Genomic DNA, 19,781 nt, shown 5'->3' with positions numbered 1-19,781 from the left:
CACTCCTTACTGACGAAACAGGCTGTACTCATTGCACAGGACCAGCACGGCCGGTTCGTTTTCTTCTATGTGGTTATAGCGGGCGGTGGGTTGCAGGAAATGGTTGTCCGTCTCGTCATCATTCACAGAGGAGACTTCACCCACCAGCACGTCACCAAAGCCCTTCTCACCCCAGAAGCTGTGGTACAGACCGGGCGGCAGGCAGATGCTCTCCCCCGGGGCGAGGCGGATATGGCTGCCCGCCACGTGGGTCTGCAGGCATCCGTCGATGGCGACGCTGATATCGCCATCCTCTTTCTGCTCATCTTCATCAGTGTTCCACAGCTCGACGATCAGATTCCCGCCGCCGCGGTTGATGATGTCCTCGCGTTTGCGCCAGTGAAAGTGCAGGGGGGTCACCTGGCCCTCACGCACGTGCATGATCTTCTCGGCGTAGCATTTGGCCCATGGCTTGCCGCCGGGAGAGCCGTTGCGCAGGGCAAAGAGAGTTAAGCCCTGCGCCGCAAAGTTGTCGCCGCCGAACGCGGTCACGTCCCAGCCAAGCCGCAGGTCGAACACTTCCTGCCAGGCATCAGGGTTAAGCTGCTGCCAGCGGGTGGGAGGAAAGCTGGCAAAGGGGGGCAGATGCACATCGTGCATCGAGAAAAACTGTCGCGTGTGGCCAAGGATCTCGTTGATTTCGGAGCGTTTCATAATGACTCCTTGAGTGATGTGCAGAGCCCCATCAGGGGCTCTGCACAGTGTCTTACTTAACCGTCCAGCCCTTGTAATTGCCGATGTTGCTCTTATCGATCAGCGTCACCGGGATCAGCACCGGCTCTTTCGGCGCCGGTTTGCCCTGCAGAATGTCATAGCCGATCTCCACCGCTTTCGCCGCCATCACCTGCGGGTCCTGCGCCGGGGTAGCAACAAACAGGGAGTTTTCGCGCTTCAGCGCCTCTTCGGCATCCGGCGAGCCATCGACGCCGACGATAAAGAACTCGTTACGTTGCGCCTGTTTTGCTGCCAGATCGGCACCGATCGCCGTTGGATCGTTGATGGCGAATACGCCGTCGATCTTCGGATTGGCGGCCAGCAGGGAGGTCATCACCTCCAGTCCGCCGTCACGGCTGCCTTTGGCGTTCTGGTTATCGGAAAGCACTTTGATATCCGGATGTTTTTTAAATTCGGCCTTGCAGCCTTCGACCCGGTTTTGTACCGCAGAGACCGGCGGTCCGTTGATGATCACCACGTTGCCTTTGCCTTTCAGGCGGTCGGTGATCAGCTTACAGGCCATCTCACCGGCCTGGGTGTTGTTGGAGGTGATGGTCGCATCGGCACCCTCTGCCGCTACGTCAACCGCCACCACCACGATCCCGGCGTCTTTCGCGCGCTTCACCGCCGGGCCGATCCCTTTCGAGTCGGCGGCGTTGAGAATGATCATATCGACCTTCGCGGCGATAAAGTTATCAATCTGAGAAACCTGCTGGCCGAGATCGTAGCCGCTGGAGACCAGGGTCACTTTCACGTTATCGCCCGCCAGTTTGCGCGCTTCCAGCTCGGCCCCTTTGGTGATCTGGACAAAGAACGGGTTAGCCAGGTCGCCCACCGTCACGCCGATGGACTTCAGATCTTTGGCCTGGGCAAACGGGGCTGCTGCGAGCAGTGCGCCAGCACAGAGCGCGGTAACAAGAGGTTTTAAACGCATACTTTTCTTCCTCGTTATGTAGGGTATTGTTGTTATGCACTTTGATGGTGTCGGGTACGGTACTTATCGATCAGAACCGCAATGATGATCACCGCCCCTTTGATCACCAGTTGCCAGAAATAGGAGACCCCCATCAGCGTCATGCCGTTGTTGAGGGTGGCGATAATCAGCGCCCCCACCAGCGTGCCGGTGATGGTGCCGATCCCGCCGACGAAGCTGGTGCCGCCGAGGATCACCGCCGCGATAGCGTCCAGCTCATAGCCGGTGCCGAGGTTGCCGTTGGCGCTGTAGAGCCTGGATGCGCTCATCACCCCGCCGAGGCCCGAGAGCAGGCCGCTCATGCCGTAGACAAACAGCAGCACCATCCAGACCTTGATACCCGTTAAGCGCGCGGCCTGCATGTTGCCGCCCACCGCGTAGATATGTACCCCGAGGGTGGTGCGGCGCAGGATAAACCAGCAGACGGCGATCACCGCCAGGGCAATGACCACCAGCCACGGCACCGGCCCGAGATAATTATTGCCGATCCACTCAAAGCTGATGCTGGAGTTGATCACCGTGGTGCCGTCGGCCAGCAGGTAGGCCGCCCCGCGCAGCGCCGTATAGGTGCCGAGGGTGACGATAAAGGGGGGCAGGCCGGCAAAGGCCACCAGCGCGCCGTTGAACAGTCCCAGCACCATCCCGAGCATCAGCGCCGCCGGCACCGAGAGCATCGACAGCTCCGGCATCAGCGAGACCACCATCGCCGCCACCGCGGTGGTGCCCAGAATCGAGCCCACCGACAGGTCGATCCCGCCGGTCAAAATGATGAAAGTCATCCCCGCCGCCAGCACGATGTTGATCGATGCCTGACGGGTGATGTTCAGCAGGTTGCTCTCGGTGAAGAAGTTTGGCGCGATAAAGCCAAATACCGCGACAATCAGGATCAATATCGGCAGGATGCCGATGGTTTGCATCAGATCGCCCATCAGCATTTTTTTGGCGGAGGCCGCTTTGGCCACCTGTTGCGGAGTGTTAGGTTGCGTCATGGTTATACCGCCCGATGGTGAGAGTCGTTAACGCCGGTCGCCAGCGTCATGATGTTTTCTTGTGTGATATCGGCCCGATGGAGCTCCCCGGCAATGCTCCCTTCGCGCATCACGTACACGCGATCGCTCATGCCGACCACTTCCGGCAGTTCGCTGGAGATCATCAGGATCGCCACCCCTTTGCGCGCCATCTGGTTCATGATCCGGTAGATCTCGCTTTTGGCCCCGACGTCCACCCCGCGGGTCGGTTCGTCGAGGATCAGAATGCGCGGGCCAATCGCCACCCAGCGGGAGATGAGCAGCTTCTGCTGGTTACCGCCCGAGAGCCCGCCCGCCCGCACCTGGGAGTGCGGCACGCGAATATTGAGCAGGGCGATGGCGTCATCGGAGATCGACTGGGCTTTTTTACGGTTCAGCCAGCCGAAGGTGGCGTCGCGCTCCAGGGTCGCCATGGTGATGTTCTCCTGCGCCGCCAGCTCGAGAAACAGCCCCTGCTCCTTGCGGTTCTCGGTTAAAAAGCCGATCCCATGATCGATGGCGGCGCGCGGGGAGTGGATCACCACCGGCTCGCCATCCACCTCAATCATCCCGCCCGTCGCCTTGCGCACGCCGAAAATCAGCTGCGCCAGCTCGGAACGCCCGGCACCCACCAGCCCGGCGAGGCCGACGATTTCGCCGGAACGCACCTGCAGGCTGCAGGGCTGCACTTTGCCGCCGTCGGTCAGGTGATGGACGTTAAGACGCGGGCTGCCGAGGGGAATATCGCGCTCTTTGTTGAACAGATCGCTCAGCGGCCGCCCGACCATCATCCGCACCAGCTCAGAGGCGTTGAGCTTGTCGCGGGTCAGGCTGCCGACGTACTGGCCGTCGCGCAGCACGCTGACGCGATCCGACAGTTCATACACCTCAGCCATGCGGTGGCTGATATAGATAATCGCCATCCCTTCGTCGCGCAGGCGCAAAATCAGCTCGAACAGACGGTGGGTTTCCCGCGAGGAGAGGGCGGCCGTGGGTTCATCCATCACCAGGATGCGGCTGTTGCGGTGCAGCGCCCGGGCGATCTCCACCTGCTGCTGCTCGGCGATGGTCAGCTTCATTACCAGGTCGGTGGCTTTGAAGTGGGCGCCAAGCCGGTCGATTACCGCCTGGGCCTGGGCGGCCATCGTTTTGCGCTGCACCAGCCCGCCGCGTGACAGCTCGCTACCGAGGAAGATGTTCTCGGCCACGGTGAGGTTAGGGGCGAGCTGCATCTCCTGATAGATCAGGGTGATGCCTGCCGCCAGGGCGTCTTTCGGGCCTTTGATGTGAAACGGCTTGCCGTCGATCAGGATCTCACCGCCGGTGGCGGTGTAGGCCCCGGCGAGAATTTTCATCAGGGTGCTTTTTCCGGCGCCGTTTTCGCCCATTAAGGCGTGGATTTCGCCGGGGAAGACCGTCAGATCCACACCCTTCAGCGCGTGGAAGTTGCCAAAGGTTTTGGCAATGTTGCGCATCTCTAAAACCGGGGTTCTGCTCATGGCGGATCTCCTGTGAGGGTCGATATCCGCACTTCATCACACCCCGGTAAATGCAAAATGTCAGAAGTCGTTCATATTTGTCATAGTTATGAATAGTTAATGTGGATCACAGTTACGCCACGGAGCCAACATGCCCTCACGCCGTCCCCCCTTCTTCGCCAGTGCCCGTGGCCGCCTGCTGATCTTCAATCTGCTGGTGGTGGCGGTGACGTTAATGGTCAGCGGCGTGGCGGTGCTGGGCTTTCGCCATGCCAGTAACATCCAGGAGCAGGTGCAGCGTCAGACCCTGGACGACATGACCGGCAGCATGAATCTGGCGCGGGAAACCGCCAACGTGGCGACGGCGGCGGTGCGGCTGTCGCAGGTGGTGGGGGCGCTGGAGTATAAAGACGAAGCCAACCGCCTGAAACAGACCCAGACGGCGCTGGGCCGCGCGCTGGAGCAGCTTGCCGACGCGCCGCTGGCGCAGCAGGAGCCGGCGCTGGTGGCGCGGATCATCCAGCGCAGCAACGAGCTTCAGCAAAGCGTAACCGGGATGCTGGAGCGCGGGCAGCGACGCCACCTGGAGCGTAACGCGCTGCTCAGCTCCCTCTACCAGAGCCAGAGCTATCTCCGCCATCTGCAGGAGATCAACCGCCGCGACGCCAGTAATCTGCCCGACGCCCGGCTGCTCAGCGAGATGGACCGGCTGATCGCCGCCGCCATCGAAACCCCCTCGCCGCGGGCTACTATTCAGCAGCTGGATACGGTGACGGCGATGTTACCCCGCCAGGCCACGCAGCCGGTGGTGAGCTTCGTCCTGCCCGATTTTAACGCCGAACTCAACAAGCTCGGCCCGCTCTCCGGGCAGCTGGAACAGAGCGATCTGTCGATCAGCTGGTATATGTTCCACATCAAGGCGCTGGTGGCGATCCTGAACAGCGATATCAACCGCTACGTGGAGCAGGTGGCGCAGGCCTCGCAGCTGCGTACCGCCGAGAGCCATCAGGAGCTGCGCTCCATCAGCATCTTTATCACCCTGTTTGCCGTGCTGGCGCTGATCATCACCGCCTTTGCCTGCTGGTATATCTACCGCAATCTGGGCACCAACCTGACCGCCATCTCCCGGGCGATGTCCCGTCTGGCCCACGGCGAGCAGGATGTCTCGGTGCCTGCGCTGCAGCGTCGGGATGAGCTGGGGGAGCTGGCCCGGGCATTTAACGTCTTTGCCCGCAATACTGCTTCGCTGGAGCACACTACCCGCCTGCTGAAGGAGAAGACTTCGCAGATGGAGGTGGATCGCCTTGAACGCCAGGGGCTGGAGGAGGCACTGCTGCACAGCCAGAAGATGAAGGCGGTCGGCCAGCTGACGGGCGGGCTGGCGCATGATTTCAATAACCTGCTGGCGGTGATCATCGGCAGCCTGGAGCTGGCCGATCCCCATTCGCCGGATGCCCCGCGCATCGGCCGCGCGCTGAAAGCCGCCGAGCGCGGGGCGCTGTTAACCCAGCGCCTGCTGGCCTTCTCCCGCAAGCAGTCCCTGAACCCGCACGCGGTGGAGATGAAACCCCTGCTGGAGAACCTCGCCGAGCTGATGCGCCACTCGCTGCCTGCCACCCTGACGCTGGATATCGAAGCGCAGACTCCGGCGTGGCCAGCGTGGATTGACGTTGGCCAGCTGGAAAACGCCCTCATCAACCTGGTGATGAACGCCCGCGATGCGATGGAAGGACACAGCGGGACTATCAAAATCCGCACCTGGAACCAGCGCGTGACCCGCAGCGACGGACGTAAGCAGGACATGGTGGCGCTGGAAGTGATCGACCACGGCGCCGGGATGTCGCAGGCGATCAAATCCCAGGTCTTTGAACCTTTCTTCACCACCAAACAGACCGGCAGCGGCAGCGGGCTGGGGCTGTCGATGGTCTACGGTTTCGTGCGCCAGTCCGGCGGACGGGTGGAGATCGAAAGCGCCCCCGGACAGGGCACCACCGTGCGGCTGCATCTGCCGCGCGCCACCTTACAGGTGGTGCCCTCGGTGGAAGCCGGTGCGACCACCACCTCACCGTCAGGCGACCGGCTGGTGCTGGTGCTGGACGACCAGACCGACGTCCGCCAGACGCTGTGCGAACAGCTCCACCAGCTGGGCTACCTGACCCTGGAGGCCGAAACCGGCGAGCAGGCGCTGCAGATGCTGGGCGCCTCTGCGGATATTGAGATTTTTATCAGTGACTTAATGCTGCCCGGCAACCTGAGCGGCGCGGAAGTGATCCAGCATGTGCGCCAGCATTTTCCGCATCTCCCGGTACTGCTGATGAGCGGCCAGGATCTGCGCCCGGCGCACAACCCGCAACTGCCGGAAGTGGAGCTGTTGCGTAAACCTTTTACCCGCGGGCAGCTGGCGCAGGCGCTGCGTAAAATCGATACGAATGCGGAGAAAATTCGCCGCAGTGTTTAAGAATTAATCAATCGTTTCCGCGGTATCGGTGGTGCTAATCTGCGCAAAAATAAGCGGATTAGGATATAAAGGGAATTATGCCGGTACTGACGAGAGGGGACTCACATATGATCGTGATGCCTACAACCTATAGCCCGATGACAGTCGCGCGCGCCTTTAAACAGGTCGAAGAGTTTGAACTCTCCGGGCGACTGCTGCATGTTATCTACGATCCACAGACGCCTCGTGCGGCCATTATTGAAGCGGATATCGAAACCTTTGAAGGGGTACCGCGCCATCGTGTGGTGGCGGCGCTTGATTTACAGCGAAAACCCACCCTGGGCAAAGATATTGTTGCCGTCGAACGCTGCTGGGAAGATGCCAATATTATTCAGGTCGAGGGGATTTGTGTCGATCCCGCAGAGCGAGATAAAGGGCTGGCAACCCGGTTGTATGAGGCGTTAATCCTGCACTGTGGTATCACGCTGGTAAGCGATTTCGACCAGTACGAAGGCGGTAAGATGCTTTGGCAAAAGATTGCACGTGAGTCCGATCAAATTGCTGTTTTTGTCCTGGATACCGAGCAAGGCGCATTTTGGCCCTATGATGGCAGCAAAGTGATTTACGATGGCGGCTGTATTCCTGAGGAGCGTATCTGGAGTATTTCGCCTGACCAAAAATGTCATGGTGTCGTTTTAGTGGCGGAGAACAGGCAACGAGCGAATCAAATGATGGAGGGGAGTTCAGGCTACAGAATTTGAGATTCCTCCGCTACTCGCTCTACCTGCCGTTTATTACCGTAAAGCCAGCTCACCCTGCGAGACTGGCTTTATGAAACGTACCTTTACCGCTCTGTTATTTGGTCTGCTCTCTTTAACCAGCCAGCTGGCGCATGCCGACATCGTTGATGATGCGATCGGCAATATTCAGCAGGCGATTAATGATGCCTACAACCCCAACAGCAATAATCGCAATTCCGACGACGATCGCTACGACGATAGCCGTCGCAGCAGTGATAGCCGCCAGTATGACGATCGTCGCAGGCAGCTTGAGGACCGACGCCGCCAGCTGGATGACCGTCAGCGTCAGCTGGATGAAGATCGACGTCGCCTTGAAGAGGATGAGCGCCGGTTAGAGGATGATTACGATCGGCGGTAACGCCCGGTGACGCTTCGCTTGCACGGGCCTACAAATGGCCGCGAACCGTAGGCCGGGTAAGGCGTAGCGGCCACCCGGCGATGCGATGCTTCAGTCCAGCACCAATACCATTCCGTCATACCCCGCCTCAAACCCTTCCGGCAGCGGGTTGTCCATCATCCACACGTCAAACTGATGGCTGATATGGGTCAGGATCACCTGCGGGCAGCCAATCACCTTATTCAGGGCGATAACCGTATTCAGATCGCAATGGTTGCGCGGCGTCTCCGTGCGCGGCTCGTGGCTGCAGTCAATCACCATCGCCTGCGGATGGTTGTTGAGTAAAAACTTCACCGTTTTGTCCGGCAGCCCGGCGGTGTCCGACAGCCAGGCTACCCGGCTGTGGGCGCTCTCCAGCAGATAGCCAAACGTCAGCTTCGAATGGTTGAGCGGCAGCGGGGTCACCCGCAGTCCCTGCAGTTCAAACACCACAAAGGGCTCCAGCGTATGGCTAAAGTCGAGAATACCGGGATGTTTAAACAGATCGTCGCAGCCAGCTTCATCCGGAGGGCCGTATACCGGGATGGTCGCCCCCACGCCCCAGCGCAGCGGGAATAGCCCCTGGACATGATCCATATGGTAGTGGGTGAGTAAAAACTGCTGAAAGCTGCCTGCGGGCCAATCGTCCATCAGGTGCGGGATCCCCGCGTCCAGCAGCGTCACCGCGTCGTTGAATTTGACCACCGCGCTACAGGGGCGACGGCGATAGGCGTCCTGCAAACGCGCCCGACGGCAGGCCGGACAGTCACAGCCAAAAGCGGGCACCAGCTGGGCGCCACCGGTTCCTGTTAACGTAATGGTCAGACTCATAGCGCCCCCTTACAGCGGTTTGGTGAAGCGAAAATGGCTCTGTGTGTACCCTTCCCGAAGATAAAAGCGGTGCGCATCGAGGCGCTTTACGCTGGTGGAGAGCTCGGTCATCTCTGCCCCGGCCTGACGCGCGAACGCCTCGGCCCAGGCTAATAGCTGGCTGCCCACTTTCAGCCCGCGCGCCTGCGGCATTACCACCAGCTCCTGGATTTCGCCGATCCAGTTGGCATGATGCAGATGAAACTGCATATGCAGGCCGATCATGCCGACAATGTGTCCCTCCTGTTCGGCCAGCTGGTAACGCATATTGTGATCCAGCAGATTGGCCGCAAAACCGGCGTGAAAAGCCGATCGGTCCAGCTCGGCCTGCTTAAGTTCGCAAATCAGGCCGTATACCGCGTCAACGTCCTCCGCCGTGGCGGGACGCAACTCACACTCAGGCATGGTTTTTCTCCTTCTGGTGAATCAGTGAGAGGAAGCGCTCGACGGACTGGAGCAAACTTCCGTCGTTATTCAGGACAGGACAGTGGGAAGGCGTATAGCGGGCGGCGCGCTCCAGCCGCTGGTCGATCTCCCGGGCGTTCTCCCGGCCACGGCTTTGCAGTCGGCTCCGCAGGATCTCTGGCGATACCTGCAGGCAGATCGGCAGTAACGCTGCCGCATAGCGCGCCTGCGCCTGGGGCAGATGGGCCCGCGAGCCGTTCACCACCACGTCGAACCCAGCGTGCAGCCAGAGGTCGATCTCCAGGCCCACCCCATAATAATAGCCGTTAGCGTGCCAGCTCAGGGCAAACAGTTGCTGCCCGGCGCGGGTAAAAAACTCGGGCTCGCTGAGGGCAATGTGATTTTCATTCCCGGCAGTGGCGGGGCGGGTGATATAGCGGTGCGCCACCAGCAGCTGCGGGTGGGTATGCTGGCGTAATGCCTCCAGCAGGCTGTCCTTTCCGGAGCCCGACGGCCCCATTAACCAGATCACTCTTCCCATCAGAACACCCGTTTTCCCTGACGCCAGACGTGGTCGATATGAATATGCTCGCCTTTGCGGTGCGCCAGCACCAGGTCCGCGCGCTTGCCTTCGCCAATCACCCCGCGGTCGTGCAGGTTCAGCGCCTGCGCCGGGTTCTTCGTCACCAGACGGATCGCCTGCGGCAGGGTAAAAGCGTTGCCCTCATCGTCGGCCACCCGGAACGCGGCATCCAGCAGGCTGGCCGGGTAGTAATCGGACGAGAGAATATCCAGCAGCCCGAGCGACGCCAGCGAGCTGGCCGCAACGTTGCCGGAGTGCGATCCGCCGCGCACGATATTTGGGGCGCCCATCAGGACGTTCATGCCGTGCTGGCGGGAGGCTTCTGCCGCTTCAAAGGTGGTAGGAAATTCGGCGATCGTGCTGCCAAGCTGCCGGGATTCAAACACATGATCGACTGTGGCATCGTCGTGGCTGGCGAGGGCGATATTACGCTCCCGGCACATTGCCGCGATGGCCTGGCGATTAGGCTGCGACCAGCGTGCCGCCAGGGCCAACTGCTCCTCTTCGTAGCGCGCCATCTGCTCGTCATTGAGGGAGTATTTGCCCTGATAATATTCGCGATACTTTTCAATATTGGCGAACTGACGCTGACCCGGGGAGTGATCCATCAGCGACACCAGGGTCACCGGCTCGCGGCCCGCCAGCTTCTCGAACAGCGGCAGGGTGGTGTGATGGGGCAGCTCGCAGCGCAGGTGCAGGCGATGCTCGGCGCGGTTGAGGCCGCGCTTCTGCGTCTCCTCCACGGCGTTGATCATCTTCTCCAGATTCTCCAGCCGGTCGCCGCCGTCGCGCACGTCGCCGATCGCCACCGCGTCCAGCACGGTGGTGATGCCGCTGGCGACCATCATTCCGTCGTGGCTGCTCATCGCCGAATGGGCGGGCCAGTCCACCTTTGGCCGTGGAGTGAAGAACTTGTCCATGTTGTCGGTATGCAGCTCGATCAGCCCTGGCAGCAGCCAGCCGCCTTCGCCGTCCATCGCCTCCGGCAGGCGGCTCTGGGTTTCGGCAAAAGTACGGATGATGCCGTCCTGAACGTCGATGGAGCCGTCAACGACCTCGTTTTCCAGCACCAGTTTTACGTTGTTTACGATCATGCGGTGATCCCCATCGGGTGCAGACGATCCGCCACGCGTTCCCGCACCGCGTCGTCATGGAAGATCCCGACGATCGCCGCACCGCGCGCTTTGGCCTCTTCGATCAGATCGATGACCGCCGCGCTGTTTGTCGCATCCAGCGAGGCGGTCGGCTCATCGAGCAGTAAAATCGGGTAATCGACGATAAAGCCCCGGGCGATGTTCACTCGCTGCTGCTCCCCGCCAGAAAAAGTGGAGGGAGCGAGATGCCACAGGTGCTCCGGCACGTTGAGGCGCGTCAGCAGGCTGGCGGCTTTGGTGGCGCAGATGTCGCGCGGCACGCCGAGATCCAGCAGGGGCTGCATCACCACCTCCAGCGCCGGCACGCGGGGGATGACGCGTAAGAACTGGCTGACCCAGCCGATGGTGGTGCGGCGCACGTCCCGCACCTTGCGTGCCGGGGCCTGCACCAGATCCACCCATTCGTCGCCGTGACGCACATGGATATGGCCTTCGTCCGGCAGGTAGTTGGCGTACAGCGAGCGCAGCAGGGTCGATTTGCCGCTGCCGGAGTGGCCGTGCAGCACCACGCATTCGCCGCTGTTGACCTCAAGGGAGGCATTTTGCAGCACCGGCAGGCGCACGCCGTTTTGCTGGTAGAGCACAAAGGTTTTACTGACGTTTTCGACGCGGATCATGTTGGCCTCTGGGTGTTGATTGCCGGGTGGCGGCTGCGCCTTACCCGGCCTACAAACTGCTCGAACCGTAGGCCGGGTAAGCGCAGCGCCACCCGGCGAAACTCAATTCTGCAAAACGGATGACACCAGCAGCTGGGTGTACGGATGGTGCGGATCGTCGAGCACCCGGTCGGTCAGCCCACTTTCCACCACCTCGCCGCTCTTCATCACCAGCAGACGGTCCGCCAGCAGGCGGGCGACGCCCAGATCGTGGGTGACAATCACCACCGCCAGGTTCAGCTCCACCACCAGACCGCGGAGCAAGTCCAGCAGCCGCGCCTGCACCGACACATCCAGCCCGCCGGTGGGTTCGTCCATAAACACCAGCTTCGGATGGGTGACCAGGTTGCGGGCGATCTGTAAACGCTGCTGCATCCCGCCCGAGAAAGTGGTCGGCAGGTCGTCGATGCGCGAGGCCGGAATTTCCACATCGATCAGCCACTTCTGGGCGGTGGCGCGGATCTCGCCGTAATGCCGCGCGCCGGTAGCCATCAGCCGTTCGCCGATGTTGCCCCCCGCCGACACCTGGCGGCGCAGGCCGTCCATCGGGTGCTGATGCACCACGCCCCACTCGGTGCGCAGCAGGCGGCGGCGTTCGGCCTCGCTCATGCCGTACAGGGAGTGATCTTCATATAAAATTTCACCGTGCTGCGGGGCCAGACGGGCGGAGATCGCCTTCAGCAGGGTGGTTTTGCCGGAGCCGGACTCGCCGACAATCCCCAGCACTTCTCCTGGCCACAGGTCAAACGACACGTCGCTGAAGCCTTTGCCCGGCGCATAGAGGTGGGTCAGGTTGTTGACCGAAAGCAGCGGTTTCATTGGCTATTTGCCTCGCTCTGTTGGCGGCAAAAATCGGTATCGGAGCAGACAAACATCCGCTTGCCGGTGTCATCCAGCACCACTTCGTCGAGATAGCTGTGTTGCGATCCGCAGATGGCGCACGGGGCGTCCCATTCCTGGACCGTGAACGGGTGGTCGTCGAAGTCGAGGCTCTCGACCCGGGTGTACGGCGGCACGGCGTAGATGCGCTTCTCGCGCCCGGCGCCGAACAGCTGCAGGGCGGGCATCATGTCCATCTTCGGGTTATCGAATTTCGGGATCGGCGACGGGTCCATCACGTAGCGGCCATTCACCTTCACCGGGTAGGCGTAGGTGGTGGCGATATGACCGAAGCGGGCGATGTCTTCATACAGCTTTACCTGCATCACGCCGTACTCTTCCAGGGCGTGCATGGTGCGGGTTTCGGTTTCCCGCGGCTCGATAAAGCGCAGCGGCTCCGGGATCGGCACCTGGAAAATCAAAATCTGATCTTCAGTGAGCGGGGTTTCCGGGATGCGGTGGCGGGTCTGGATCAGCGTGGCGTCTTCGGTGCGCTCGGTGGTGTTGACCGCGGTGACGCGCTCAAAGAACTGGCGGATCGACACGGCGTTGGTGGTGTCGTCGGCCCCCTGGTCGATGACCTTCAGGACGTCCGCTTCGCCAATCACGCTGGCGGTGATCTGGATCCCGCCGGTGCCCCAGCCGTAGGGCATCGGCATCTCACGGCCGCCGAACGGCACCTGATAGCCGGGGATAGCGACCGCTTTTAAGATGGCGCGGCGGATCATGCGTTTGGTCTGCTCATCCAGATAAGCAAAGTTGTAGCCGCTGAGGTTAGCCATTATTGCGCTCCTGTTGCAGACGTTTCAGCAGTTCCAGTTCGGCCTGGAAATCGACGTAGTGCGGCAGCTTGAGGTGCGAGACAAACCCGGCGGCCTCAACGTTATCCGCGTGGGCCAGCACGAACTCCTCATCCTGCGCCGGGCCAGCGAGGTTTTCGTCGTAGTCCGGGGCCTGTAGCGCCCGGTCGACCAGCGCCATCGCCATCGCCTTGCGCTCGCCCATGCCGAACACCAGCCCGTAGCCGCGGGTGAAGTGCGGGGCGTCGTTATCCGGGGTAACAAAGCCGTTAACCATTTCGCACTCGGTCATCAGCAGTTCGCCGATGTTCACCGCAAAACCCAGCTCTTCCGGCACAATTTCAATATCAACATGGCCGCTGCGGATCTCTCCGGCAAAGGGGTGGTTGCGCCCGTAGCCGCGCTGGGTGGAGTAGGCCAGCGCCAGCAGGTAGCCCTCGTCGCCGCGCATCAGCTGTTGCAGGCGCGAGGCGCGGGAGCAGGGATAGACCGGCGGGGTGCGGGTGATGTCGTCCGGCTCGCTGCCATTATCCTCTTCCGCCTTCGCCAGGCCCTGGCTGGCCAGCAGGCTAAAGACGTGCGGAGCCGCGTCCTGTGGGGCGTCTGAGGTTTTCAGAGGCGGAGTTTCGCCGTTCGCCAGCAGGGTGAAATCAAGCAGGCGGTGGGTGTAGTCGTAGGTCGGGCCGAGCAGCTGGCCGCCGGGAATATCTTTGTAGACTGCCGAAATACGACGTTCGAGGCGCATCTTGGCGGTGTTGATCGGCTCGCTCACCGCCAGCTTCGCCAGGGTGGTGCGGTAAGCGCGCAGCAGGAAGATAGCCTCGACATTATCGCCGCTGGCCTGCTTCAGCGCCAGCGCCGCCAGCTCCCGGTCGGCAATGCCGCCTTCGGTCATCACCCGATCCACGGCGAGGTTGAGCTGCTGTTCGATCTGGGCGACGCTCAGCTCGGGGAGCTGCCCATCGCCCCGGCGTCTGTGCTCCTGCAGGGCGTGGGCGGCGGCGATCGCCTTCTCGCCCCCTTTGACGGCAACGTACATCAGCACACCTCCACGTGGGTGGTTCGCGGGATTGCCAGCAGGCGTTCGCCACAGGTCAGGAGCAGGTCGATCCCCAGCGGAAACGGGTGCGGGCGCTCGGTCAGCTCATGAATAATGCACTCCGGCAGCTGTGGAGCGACCATGCGTTCCTCGGCGATCCCGGCCCCGGTCAGGCGCAGCATGCGTCCGCCGCTCAGGCTCGGCACCTGCAAAATCAGGGTGGCGCTGGTCTCCGGTGCCACGGCGCTGCCTTCGCTCAGGGCGTTCAGCTGCTGGTGGCTGATCTGCTCGTCGGCGACGGCGAACACCGCCAGCTGGGGCTGATCCACCAGCGGGGCGCTGGTGTGAAAACGCAGGTTGCTGCTGACGATATCGTTGCCGACGGCGCCCGACAGCCAGACCGGGGTGTCGTTATCGGCCAGAGTCAGCAGCACGCTGGTGGTGGCGAGGTTCAGCGGCTGCCAGCCGTGTTTCAGCTGATGCAGGGAGACGATCACCCCCGGTTCGCTCATCGCTTTCAGCAGACGGCGAAAACTGTGTTGGGCATCCTGCACGGCAAGGGTAAAAGCGGGTTGAAGGGTCATGCGTTGTCTCCGCGAACGAGCGTAAAGAAGTCGACCCGGCTGGTGTTGATTTCGGCCTGACGGGCAGCAAGGCGTGCGGCACGGTCGGCTTCCAGCGGGGCAATGAGGGTTTCCATTAAGGTCTGAAAGTGTGGCGCTTCCTGCAGCAGGGCATCGATCACCGCGCACTGCTCGGCATGGGTTTTATTGCGCCCGAGCAGGTAGCTGTAGCCGAGCGTGCCGCTGGCAAGGCGCACCACGGTGCGGGTCAGGGTGGCATCCCCGGCAAAGTAGCGTGCCCCGGTGCCGCCCATCCGCGCCTGGATCTGCACCAGCCCGGTTTCCGGGGCGCGAATGAGCTCATAGGCGGGCGTCAGGCTCAGCGCCGACATCCGCGCGGCAAGCGCCGCCGGCTGGCTGTGGGCCAGCACGGCCATCCAGTGCTGGCGGGTGGAGGTATCGAAATGCATTCAGTGCTCCATGGTGAATTCAATCATGTCGGCACGGGTCAGGCTGACGGAGTACTCCGTCGCGTTGACCTCGCCGTCACGGTGGTTAAGGGTGCGCACGCAGAGCAGGGGTGCCATGTTGGGGATCTCCAGCACCTTGCTCTCTTTGGCCTGCGCCCGGCGGGCGCTGATGCGGGTCTGGGTGCGCTTGAGCGCAATCCCGGTGGCCCCGAACAGGAAGTCGTGTAGCGAGCCGCTGGCGAAGTTTTGCAGCACCGGCCAGAGGGTCAGGTCAGCGAAGTAGTGGTCGATCTGACACACCGCCACGCCATTGACCCGGCGCAGGGTACGCAGGTGGACGACGTTATCGCCCTCCGAAATCCCCAGCGCGTCGGCGACGTGGCTGGAGGCCGGGCGCAGCACCGAGAGTAGTTTTTCGCTGGTGGGGTGGCTGCCCTGATCCAGCAGGTTCTGGCTGAAGCGCGCCTGGGCGTTGAGCGGGTAGTCGAACGGGCGCATCAGCACCAGCACGCCAACCCCCTGACGGCGCTGGACCCAGCCGCGCTCGACAAGCTGGTCAATGGCGCGGCGCAGGGTGTGGCGGTTCACTTCATAGCGGTCGGCGAGCTGTTGCTCGGCGGGCAGGTAGTCCCCGCAGCGGTAGTGGGTGCGCAGCTCCACTTCGAGCTTCGCGGCAATCTCTTGCCAGCGGGTGGGGTAACTGGTCGGATGTCTGGATAAGTGCATACCAATCAAAGCCTCGCTTCTCAGATGAAGTGCTTACGCAAACGTTGAGAGAGGAAGTCCAGCAGGCTGACCGTCACGATGATGAGTACCATCAGGGCGCAGGTTTGCTGGAACTGGAAACCGCGAATCGCTTCCCACAGGGTGACGCCAATCCCGCCCGCGCCGACCATACCGACGACGGTCGCGGAGCGGACGTTAGACTCAAAGCGGTACAGGGAGTAAGAGATCAGCAGCGGCATCACCTGGGGCAGGACGCCGTAGAGAATTTCTTCGAGCTTGTTGGCCCCGGTGGCGCGAATGCCTTCGACCGGGCCGGGCTCGATGGCTTCCACCGCTTCCGACAGCAGCTTGGAGAGCACCCCGGTGGTGTGGATAAACAGCGCCAGCACCCCGGCGAACGGGCCGAGACCGACGGCGACCACGAACAGCATCGCAAAGACCATTTCGTTGATGGCGCGGCAGGCATCCATCAGGCGGCGCACCGGCTGGTAGATCCACCAGGGCACGATGTTGTCGGCGCTCATCAGGCCAAACGGAATCGAGAGAACCACGGCCAGGGCGGTGCCCCAGACGGCGATTTGCAGGGTGATGGCCATTTCACCGAGGTAGTCCTGCCACTGGCTGAAGTCCGGTGGGAAGAAGTCGGCGGCGAAGGTCGCCATGTTGCCGGAATCCTGAATCAGCGTGAGCGGGGCCATTTCCGCGCCCTTCCAGGAGACAACGAGCACCGCCAGCAGGACGGCCCAGCTGATTAGCGAGAACCAGCTGCGTTTGGGCGGTGGGAGAGTGATGGTTTGCATGTCGGTTCCTTGCGGTTTGTGTGCCGGATGGCGCTACGCTTATCCGGCCTACGATCCAGAAAGTAGGCCCGGATCGCTGCGCGCCACCGGGCAAAAAGCACTACTGCACCGCTTTATTCACGCTGCTCATCGCGCCCAGCGCGGCGGTCAGGCGGTCGAGATCGTCCAGCTGCGCCTGAATTTCAGACATCTTGCTGCTCTTCTCTTCCTCCTTCAGACCCTTGTTCTCCTTCACGCCCTGGATCTGCTTGAACAGCGCCAGCTGGCGAATCGGTACCAGTTGCAGGTCGCTGGAGGCGCGGAACGGCGCCCAGCCCAGGCGTTCCAGCACGCTCTTCTCTTCCGCGGTTTTGCCGTAGTTCATAAAGAAGTCGTACACCTTGTCCTTGGTGCTCTCGGAGAGGTTCTTACGCCACACAATCGGGTCGCCCGGGATCAGCGGCGATTTCCAGATCACCTTCAGTTCTTTCAGCTTGTCCGGGGCGGACGTCTTCAGCTTGTCGAGGTTTTCGGTGTTGTTGGTGGCCACATCCACCTGCTTATTGGCGACGGCGAGGGCATTAGTTTCATGCCCGGCGTTGACCGTGCGTTTGAAGTCGCTGGTGGAGACGTTGTTTTTGGCGAAGACGTAATAGCCCGGGACCAGGAAGCCCGAGGTGGAGTTCGGGTCGCCGTTGCCGAAGGTCAGCTCTTTGCGTTTGGCGAGCAGGTCGTTGAGGTTGTTGATCGGGCTGTCTTTGTTGACGATCAGCACGCTCCAGTAACCCGGGGAGCCGTCGGCAGCGACCGTCTGGGCGAAGACCTGGCCGTTAGCGCGGTCCACTGCTTCCATCGCCGAGAGGTTGCCGTACCAGGCGATATCGACTTTGTTGAAGCGCATTCCCTGGATGATGCCCGCGTAGTCCGGGGCGAAGAAGGCGTTCACTTTGATCCCCAGTTTGCTCTCCATGTCTTTCAGGAAGGGTTCCCACTGCGGCTTCAGGTTCTGCTGTGATTCCGTCGAAATGATGCCAAAGTTCAGCGCTTTTTCCTGCTCCTGGGCGTATGCCGGGCTTAACAGGGTGCTGATGCTGAACATGCTGGTAAAGGCCAGCGCGGCAACGGCTTTGTAGCTCATGGACTTTCCTCGGATCGGGTTTAGTTAAGCAGCCTGCGCGTTCTCTTCGACGCGATTAATGCTGCGGTAGAGATGATCAAAACGGTCGTTATCAAACTGATGACTGGCACCATCAAAGAACACGTGCCCCTGACGCAGGGCGACGATGCGCTCGCAGTAGCGCAGGGCGTAATCCACCTGATGCAGCGTCACCACGATGGTGATGCCATCCTTCTGGTTAATGTCGCGCAGGGTTTCCATCACGATGCGGGCCGATTCCGGGTCCAGCGAGGCAATCGGCTCATCGGCGAGAATGATTTTGGCTTTCTGCATCAGCGCCCGGGCAATCGCCACACGCTGCTGCTGTCCACCGGACAGGGTGGAGACGCGCTGGTGGGCGAAGTGGGCCATGCCGACGCGGGTCAGGGCCTGTAGCGCTTCCTGCTTCTGCTTCGGTGCGAACCAGCGCAGGCAGGTGCGCCAGAACGGAGTGCTGCCGAGCGCGCCGATCAGCACGTTCTCCAGCACCGTCAGGCGGTTCACCAGGTTGAACTGCTGGAAGATGTAGCCGGTCTGCGCGCGGCTTTTGCGGATATCACTCGCCAGACGGCCCGCGCGCTGCACGGTGTTGCCCAGCAGCTCAACGTGGCTTTCAGAGGTTTTATCGCAGGTGATAAGGCCGCTTAAGTGGCGCAGAAGGGTGGATTTACCTGAACCGGAGGGCCCCAGCAGCGCTACCATTTCGCCCTGCTGGACGGTCAGATCAACGGCATGCAGGGCCTTGTTGTGATGGAAGGTCTTGCTCAGTTTCTCGACGCGGATGACGGTTTGCATGGGTGAGGCCTCGATTCAAATGTGGCCTCATGCTGGCGGATCAATGTGACATTTGGGTTAAGTGTTGGTTGCGGGAGTTTGAAGAGTTGACGTGAAAGCGATGACAGGCGGGCGCGGGGGCCCGCCGTCGGGATCATTGCAGTTTAACGACGTTGATCATCCAGGGAACGCCGTATTTATCGGTTACTTTGCCGAAGCCGTGGGCCCAGAAGGTCTCCTGCCAGGCCATGTCGATGGTGCCGCCCGCGGCCAGGTTATCGAACCAGCGCTTGCCTTCCGCCACGTCCTGGGTGTCGAGCACCAGCGTAAAGCCTGCGTAGGTGGCTTCTGTGCCGAGCGTGCCGTCACTCATCATGATATCGCTGCCGGCGATGCGCACGTTGGAGTGGGCGATGGCGGAATCCGGATACGACATGCCGGACGGACAGCCTTCGTCGCTGCTATCGTCTTTAGGCATTTCGCCGAAGGTGATTTTATAGAGGAGTTCTGCGCCGACGGCCTGCTGATAGAAGGCGATGGCCTCGGTACAGTTACCGGGGAACGAGATGTAGGGACTTAATGGCATAATCATTACCTCAGGTAAAGAGAAGCTCAGTAAGTGTAGTTCGGTATTTGTAGGCCGGATAAGCGCAGCGCATCCGGCAAACGCGCCCGGCGGCGCTTCGCTTGCCGGGCCTACAAAAGAAAAACTCAGTTCTTTTTCACGAACTCCGATTTCAGCTTCATCGGGCCGAAACCGTCAATTTTGCAGTCGATATTGTGGTCACCTTCAACTAAGCGGATGCCTTTGACTTTGGTGCCGATCTTCAGCATCGACGAGCTGCCTTTCACTTTCAGATCTTTAATAACGGTAACGTTATCGCCATCGGCCAGCAGGTTGCCGTTGGCATCTTTCACGATCAGCTCATCGCTCTCTTGCGCTGGTTCTGCGTTGTTCCATTCGTACGCGCATTCCGGGCAAATGAACATCCCGTTATCTTCGTAGGTATATTCAGAGCTGCATTTTGGACAGTGTGGCAGTGACATGGTGTGTTCTCCTCAAAATAGTGCGAACCGGCGGCAATCAGGTCCGCCAAAAATCG

At 61.2% G+C, this 19,781-nt stretch carries 23 protein-coding genes; 3 read left to right on the top strand and 20 right to left on the bottom strand.

Annotation, left to right across the window (positions count from 1 at the left end):
* Positions 1–6: 6 nt before the first annotated feature.
* Genes M8318_RS12830 through M8318_RS12815 form a run of 4 tightly spaced genes read right to left on the bottom strand, consistent with a single transcriptional unit; the run spans position 7 to position 4,232 of the window.
* On the bottom strand, positions 7–693 hold the full coding sequence (locus M8318_RS12830) for a D-lyxose/D-mannose isomerase (protein WP_262663016.1): 687 nt from the start codon (positions 691–693) through the stop codon (positions 7–9).
* A 52-nt stretch (positions 694–745) separates the two neighbouring features.
* Entirely contained in the window at positions 746–1,687 is a 942-nt protein-coding gene (locus tag M8318_RS12825) for an ABC transporter substrate-binding protein (protein ID WP_225759786.1), read from the bottom strand.
* Positions 1,688–1,719: 32 nt separating this feature from the next.
* Entirely contained in the window at positions 1,720–2,715 is a 996-nt protein-coding gene (locus M8318_RS12820; protein ID WP_106993966.1) for an ABC transporter permease subunit, read from the bottom strand.
* 2 nt (positions 2,716–2,717) lie between these two features.
* Positions 2,718–4,232 carry a sugar ABC transporter ATP-binding protein gene (locus M8318_RS12815; protein ID WP_262663013.1) on the bottom strand — a complete coding sequence of 505 codons (1,515 nt, stop codon included), beginning with the start codon at positions 4,230–4,232 and terminating at the stop codon, positions 2,718–2,720.
* A 130-nt stretch (positions 4,233–4,362) separates the two neighbouring features.
* Between M8318_RS12815 and M8318_RS12810 the strand changes: the two genes are divergently transcribed.
* The 3 genes from M8318_RS12810 to yjdP all read left to right on the top strand — a co-directional run bounded on the left by M8318_RS12810 (position 4,363) and on the right by yjdP (position 7,806).
* Positions 4,363–6,669, top strand: a complete 2,307-nt coding sequence (locus tag M8318_RS12810; protein WP_262663011.1) for an ATP-binding protein — start codon at positions 4,363–4,365, stop codon at positions 6,667–6,669.
* A gap of 107 nt (positions 6,670–6,776) precedes the next feature.
* Positions 6,777–7,409, top strand: a complete 633-nt coding sequence (locus M8318_RS12805) for a GNAT family N-acetyltransferase (RefSeq protein WP_262663009.1) — start codon at positions 6,777–6,779, stop codon at positions 7,407–7,409.
* Positions 7,410–7,479: 70 nt separating this feature from the next.
* A complete protein-coding gene (gene yjdP / locus M8318_RS12800) occupies positions 7,480–7,806 on the top strand; it encodes a DDRRRQL repeat protein YjdP (RefSeq protein WP_262663007.1) in 327 nt (108 codons plus the stop codon).
* 90 nt (positions 7,807–7,896) lie between these two features.
* Here the strand turns inward: yjdP and phnP are convergent, their stop codons facing one another.
* From phnP to M8318_RS12720, 16 genes are all read right to left on the bottom strand, one after another.
* Positions 7,897–8,655 (bottom strand): phosphonate metabolism protein PhnP, encoded by a 759-nt coding sequence (phnP, locus tag M8318_RS12795; protein WP_262663005.1) that lies wholly within the window; start codon positions 8,653–8,655, stop codon positions 7,897–7,899.
* Positions 8,656–8,664: 9 nt separating this feature from the next.
* Positions 8,665–9,099: an aminoalkylphosphonate N-acetyltransferase gene (gene phnO, locus M8318_RS12790; protein ID WP_262663003.1), complete on the bottom strand. Its 435-nt coding sequence runs from the start codon at positions 9,097–9,099 to the stop codon at positions 8,665–8,667.
* Positions 9,092–9,643 (bottom strand): ribose 1,5-bisphosphokinase, encoded by a 552-nt coding sequence (gene phnN / locus M8318_RS12785; RefSeq protein ID WP_166185051.1) that lies wholly within the window; start codon positions 9,641–9,643, stop codon positions 9,092–9,094. Before phnN ends, phnO begins: the two co-directional genes overlap by 8 nt.
* Entirely contained in the window at positions 9,640–10,776 is a 1,137-nt protein-coding gene (phnM, locus tag M8318_RS12780) for an alpha-D-ribose 1-methylphosphonate 5-triphosphate diphosphatase (protein ID WP_262663002.1), read from the bottom strand. The genes phnN and phnM overlap by 4 nt, the downstream gene beginning before the upstream one ends.
* A complete protein-coding gene (gene phnL, locus M8318_RS12775) occupies positions 10,773–11,453 on the bottom strand; it encodes a phosphonate C-P lyase system protein PhnL (protein ID WP_262663001.1) in 681 nt (226 codons plus the stop codon). Before phnL ends, phnM begins: the two co-directional genes overlap by 4 nt.
* A gap of 102 nt (positions 11,454–11,555) precedes the next feature.
* Positions 11,556–12,311: a phosphonate C-P lyase system protein PhnK gene (phnK, locus tag M8318_RS12770; RefSeq protein ID WP_262663000.1), complete on the bottom strand. Its 756-nt coding sequence runs from the start codon at positions 12,309–12,311 to the stop codon at positions 11,556–11,558.
* Positions 12,308–13,153 (bottom strand): alpha-D-ribose 1-methylphosphonate 5-phosphate C-P-lyase PhnJ, encoded by an 846-nt coding sequence (locus M8318_RS12765; protein WP_262662999.1) that lies wholly within the window; start codon positions 13,151–13,153, stop codon positions 12,308–12,310. The genes phnK and M8318_RS12765 overlap by 4 nt, the downstream gene beginning before the upstream one ends.
* Positions 13,146–14,210: a carbon-phosphorus lyase complex subunit PhnI gene (locus tag M8318_RS12760; protein ID WP_262662997.1), complete on the bottom strand. Its 1,065-nt coding sequence runs from the start codon at positions 14,208–14,210 to the stop codon at positions 13,146–13,148. Before M8318_RS12760 ends, M8318_RS12765 begins: the two co-directional genes overlap by 8 nt.
* Entirely contained in the window at positions 14,210–14,794 is a 585-nt protein-coding gene (gene phnH / locus M8318_RS12755; RefSeq protein WP_166181334.1) for a phosphonate C-P lyase system protein PhnH, read from the bottom strand. The genes M8318_RS12760 and phnH overlap by 1 nt, the downstream gene beginning before the upstream one ends.
* A complete protein-coding gene (gene phnG / locus M8318_RS12750) occupies positions 14,791–15,243 on the bottom strand; it encodes a phosphonate C-P lyase system protein PhnG (RefSeq protein WP_262662995.1) in 453 nt (150 codons plus the stop codon). Before phnG ends, phnH begins: the two co-directional genes overlap by 4 nt.
* Positions 15,244–15,969 (bottom strand): phosphonate metabolism transcriptional regulator PhnF, encoded by a 726-nt coding sequence (gene phnF, locus M8318_RS12745; RefSeq protein WP_262662993.1) that lies wholly within the window; start codon positions 15,967–15,969, stop codon positions 15,244–15,246.
* Positions 15,970–15,989: 20 nt separating this feature from the next.
* Entirely contained in the window at positions 15,990–16,769 is a 780-nt protein-coding gene (gene phnE / locus M8318_RS12740; protein WP_262662991.1) for a phosphonate ABC transporter, permease protein PhnE, read from the bottom strand.
* A 100-nt stretch (positions 16,770–16,869) separates the two neighbouring features.
* Positions 16,870–17,886 (bottom strand): phosphonate ABC transporter substrate-binding protein, encoded by a 1,017-nt coding sequence (gene phnD / locus M8318_RS12735; protein WP_262662989.1) that lies wholly within the window; start codon positions 17,884–17,886, stop codon positions 16,870–16,872.
* Between the two features lie 24 nt (positions 17,887–17,910).
* On the bottom strand, positions 17,911–18,699 hold the full coding sequence (gene phnC / locus M8318_RS12730; RefSeq protein ID WP_262662987.1) for a phosphonate ABC transporter ATP-binding protein: 789 nt from the start codon (positions 18,697–18,699) through the stop codon (positions 17,911–17,913).
* Positions 18,700–18,832: 133 nt separating this feature from the next.
* The gene (gene yjdN, locus M8318_RS12725) at positions 18,833–19,264 is read right to left on the bottom strand and encodes a VOC family metalloprotein YjdN (RefSeq protein WP_262662985.1); all 432 of its coding nucleotides are present in this window, start codon (positions 19,262–19,264) and stop codon (positions 18,833–18,835) included.
* Between the two features lie 125 nt (positions 19,265–19,389).
* Positions 19,390–19,725 (bottom strand): zinc ribbon domain-containing protein YjdM, encoded by a 336-nt coding sequence (locus M8318_RS12720; RefSeq protein ID WP_262662983.1) that lies wholly within the window; start codon positions 19,723–19,725, stop codon positions 19,390–19,392.
* Positions 19,726–19,781 lie beyond the last annotated feature (56 nt).

Origin of the sequence: Leclercia tamurae (assembly GCF_025566055.1) — a bacterium.
Taxonomy (GTDB): domain Bacteria; phylum Pseudomonadota; class Gammaproteobacteria; order Enterobacterales; family Enterobacteriaceae; genus Enterobacter; species Enterobacter tamurae.
This window is presented reverse-complemented; position numbering and strand designations above follow the sequence as displayed.

Bases quoted from the DNA above. Each gene is read 5' to 3' on its own strand.
- M8318_RS12760 (WP_262662997.1), bottom strand. From the start codon at position 14,210: ATGTACGTTGCCGTCAAAGGGGGCGAGAAGGCGATCGCCGCCGCCCAC.
- phnG (WP_262662995.1), bottom strand. From the start codon at position 15,243: ATGCATTTCGATACCTCCACCCGCCAGCACTGGATGGCCGTGCTGGCC.
- phnP (WP_262663005.1), bottom strand. From the start codon at position 8,655: ATGAGTCTGACCATTACGTTAACAGGAACCGGTGGCGCCCAGCTGGTG.
- phnO (WP_262663003.1), bottom strand. From the start codon at position 9,099: ATGCCTGAGTGTGAGTTGCGTCCCGCCACGGCGGAGGACGTTGACGCG.
- M8318_RS12805 (WP_262663009.1), top strand. From the start codon at position 6,777: ATGATCGTGATGCCTACAACCTATAGCCCGATGACAGTCGCGCGCGCC.
- M8318_RS12830 (WP_262663016.1), bottom strand. From the start codon at position 693: ATGAAACGCTCCGAAATCAACGAGATCCTTGGCCACACGCGACAGTTT.
- M8318_RS12810 (WP_262663011.1), top strand. From the start codon at position 4,363: ATGCCCTCACGCCGTCCCCCCTTCTTCGCCAGTGCCCGTGGCCGCCTG.
- yjdN (WP_262662985.1), bottom strand. From the start codon at position 19,264: ATGCCATTAAGTCCCTACATCTCGTTCCCCGGTAACTGTACCGAGGCC.
- phnM (WP_262663002.1), bottom strand. From the start codon at position 10,776: ATGATCGTAAACAACGTAAAACTGGTGCTGGAAAACGAGGTCGTTGAC.
- phnD (WP_262662989.1), bottom strand. From the start codon at position 17,886: ATGAGCTACAAAGCCGTTGCCGCGCTGGCCTTTACCAGCATGTTCAGC.
- M8318_RS12815 (WP_262663013.1), bottom strand. From the start codon at position 4,232: ATGAGCAGAACCCCGGTTTTAGAGATGCGCAACATTGCCAAAACCTTT.
- phnF (WP_262662993.1), bottom strand. From the start codon at position 15,969: ATGCACTTATCCAGACATCCGACCAGTTACCCCACCCGCTGGCAAGAG.
- M8318_RS12720 (WP_262662983.1), bottom strand. From the start codon at position 19,725: ATGTCACTGCCACACTGTCCAAAATGCAGCTCTGAATATACCTACGAA.
- phnC (WP_262662987.1), bottom strand. From the start codon at position 18,699: ATGCAAACCGTCATCCGCGTCGAGAAACTGAGCAAGACCTTCCATCAC.
- M8318_RS12825 (WP_225759786.1), bottom strand. From the start codon at position 1,687: ATGCGTTTAAAACCTCTTGTTACCGCGCTCTGTGCTGGCGCACTGCTC.
- M8318_RS12820 (WP_106993966.1), bottom strand. From the start codon at position 2,715: ATGACGCAACCTAACACTCCGCAACAGGTGGCCAAAGCGGCCTCCGCC.
- yjdP (WP_262663007.1), top strand. From the start codon at position 7,480: ATGAAACGTACCTTTACCGCTCTGTTATTTGGTCTGCTCTCTTTAACC.
- phnH (WP_166181334.1), bottom strand. From the start codon at position 14,794: ATGACCCTTCAACCCGCTTTTACCCTTGCCGTGCAGGATGCCCAACAC.
- phnL (WP_262663001.1), bottom strand. From the start codon at position 11,453: ATGATCCGCGTCGAAAACGTCAGTAAAACCTTTGTGCTCTACCAGCAA.
- phnE (WP_262662991.1), bottom strand. From the start codon at position 16,769: ATGCAAACCATCACTCTCCCACCGCCCAAACGCAGCTGGTTCTCGCTA.
- phnK (WP_262663000.1), bottom strand. From the start codon at position 12,311: ATGAAACCGCTGCTTTCGGTCAACAACCTGACCCACCTCTATGCGCCG.
- M8318_RS12765 (WP_262662999.1), bottom strand. From the start codon at position 13,153: ATGGCTAACCTCAGCGGCTACAACTTTGCTTATCTGGATGAGCAGACC.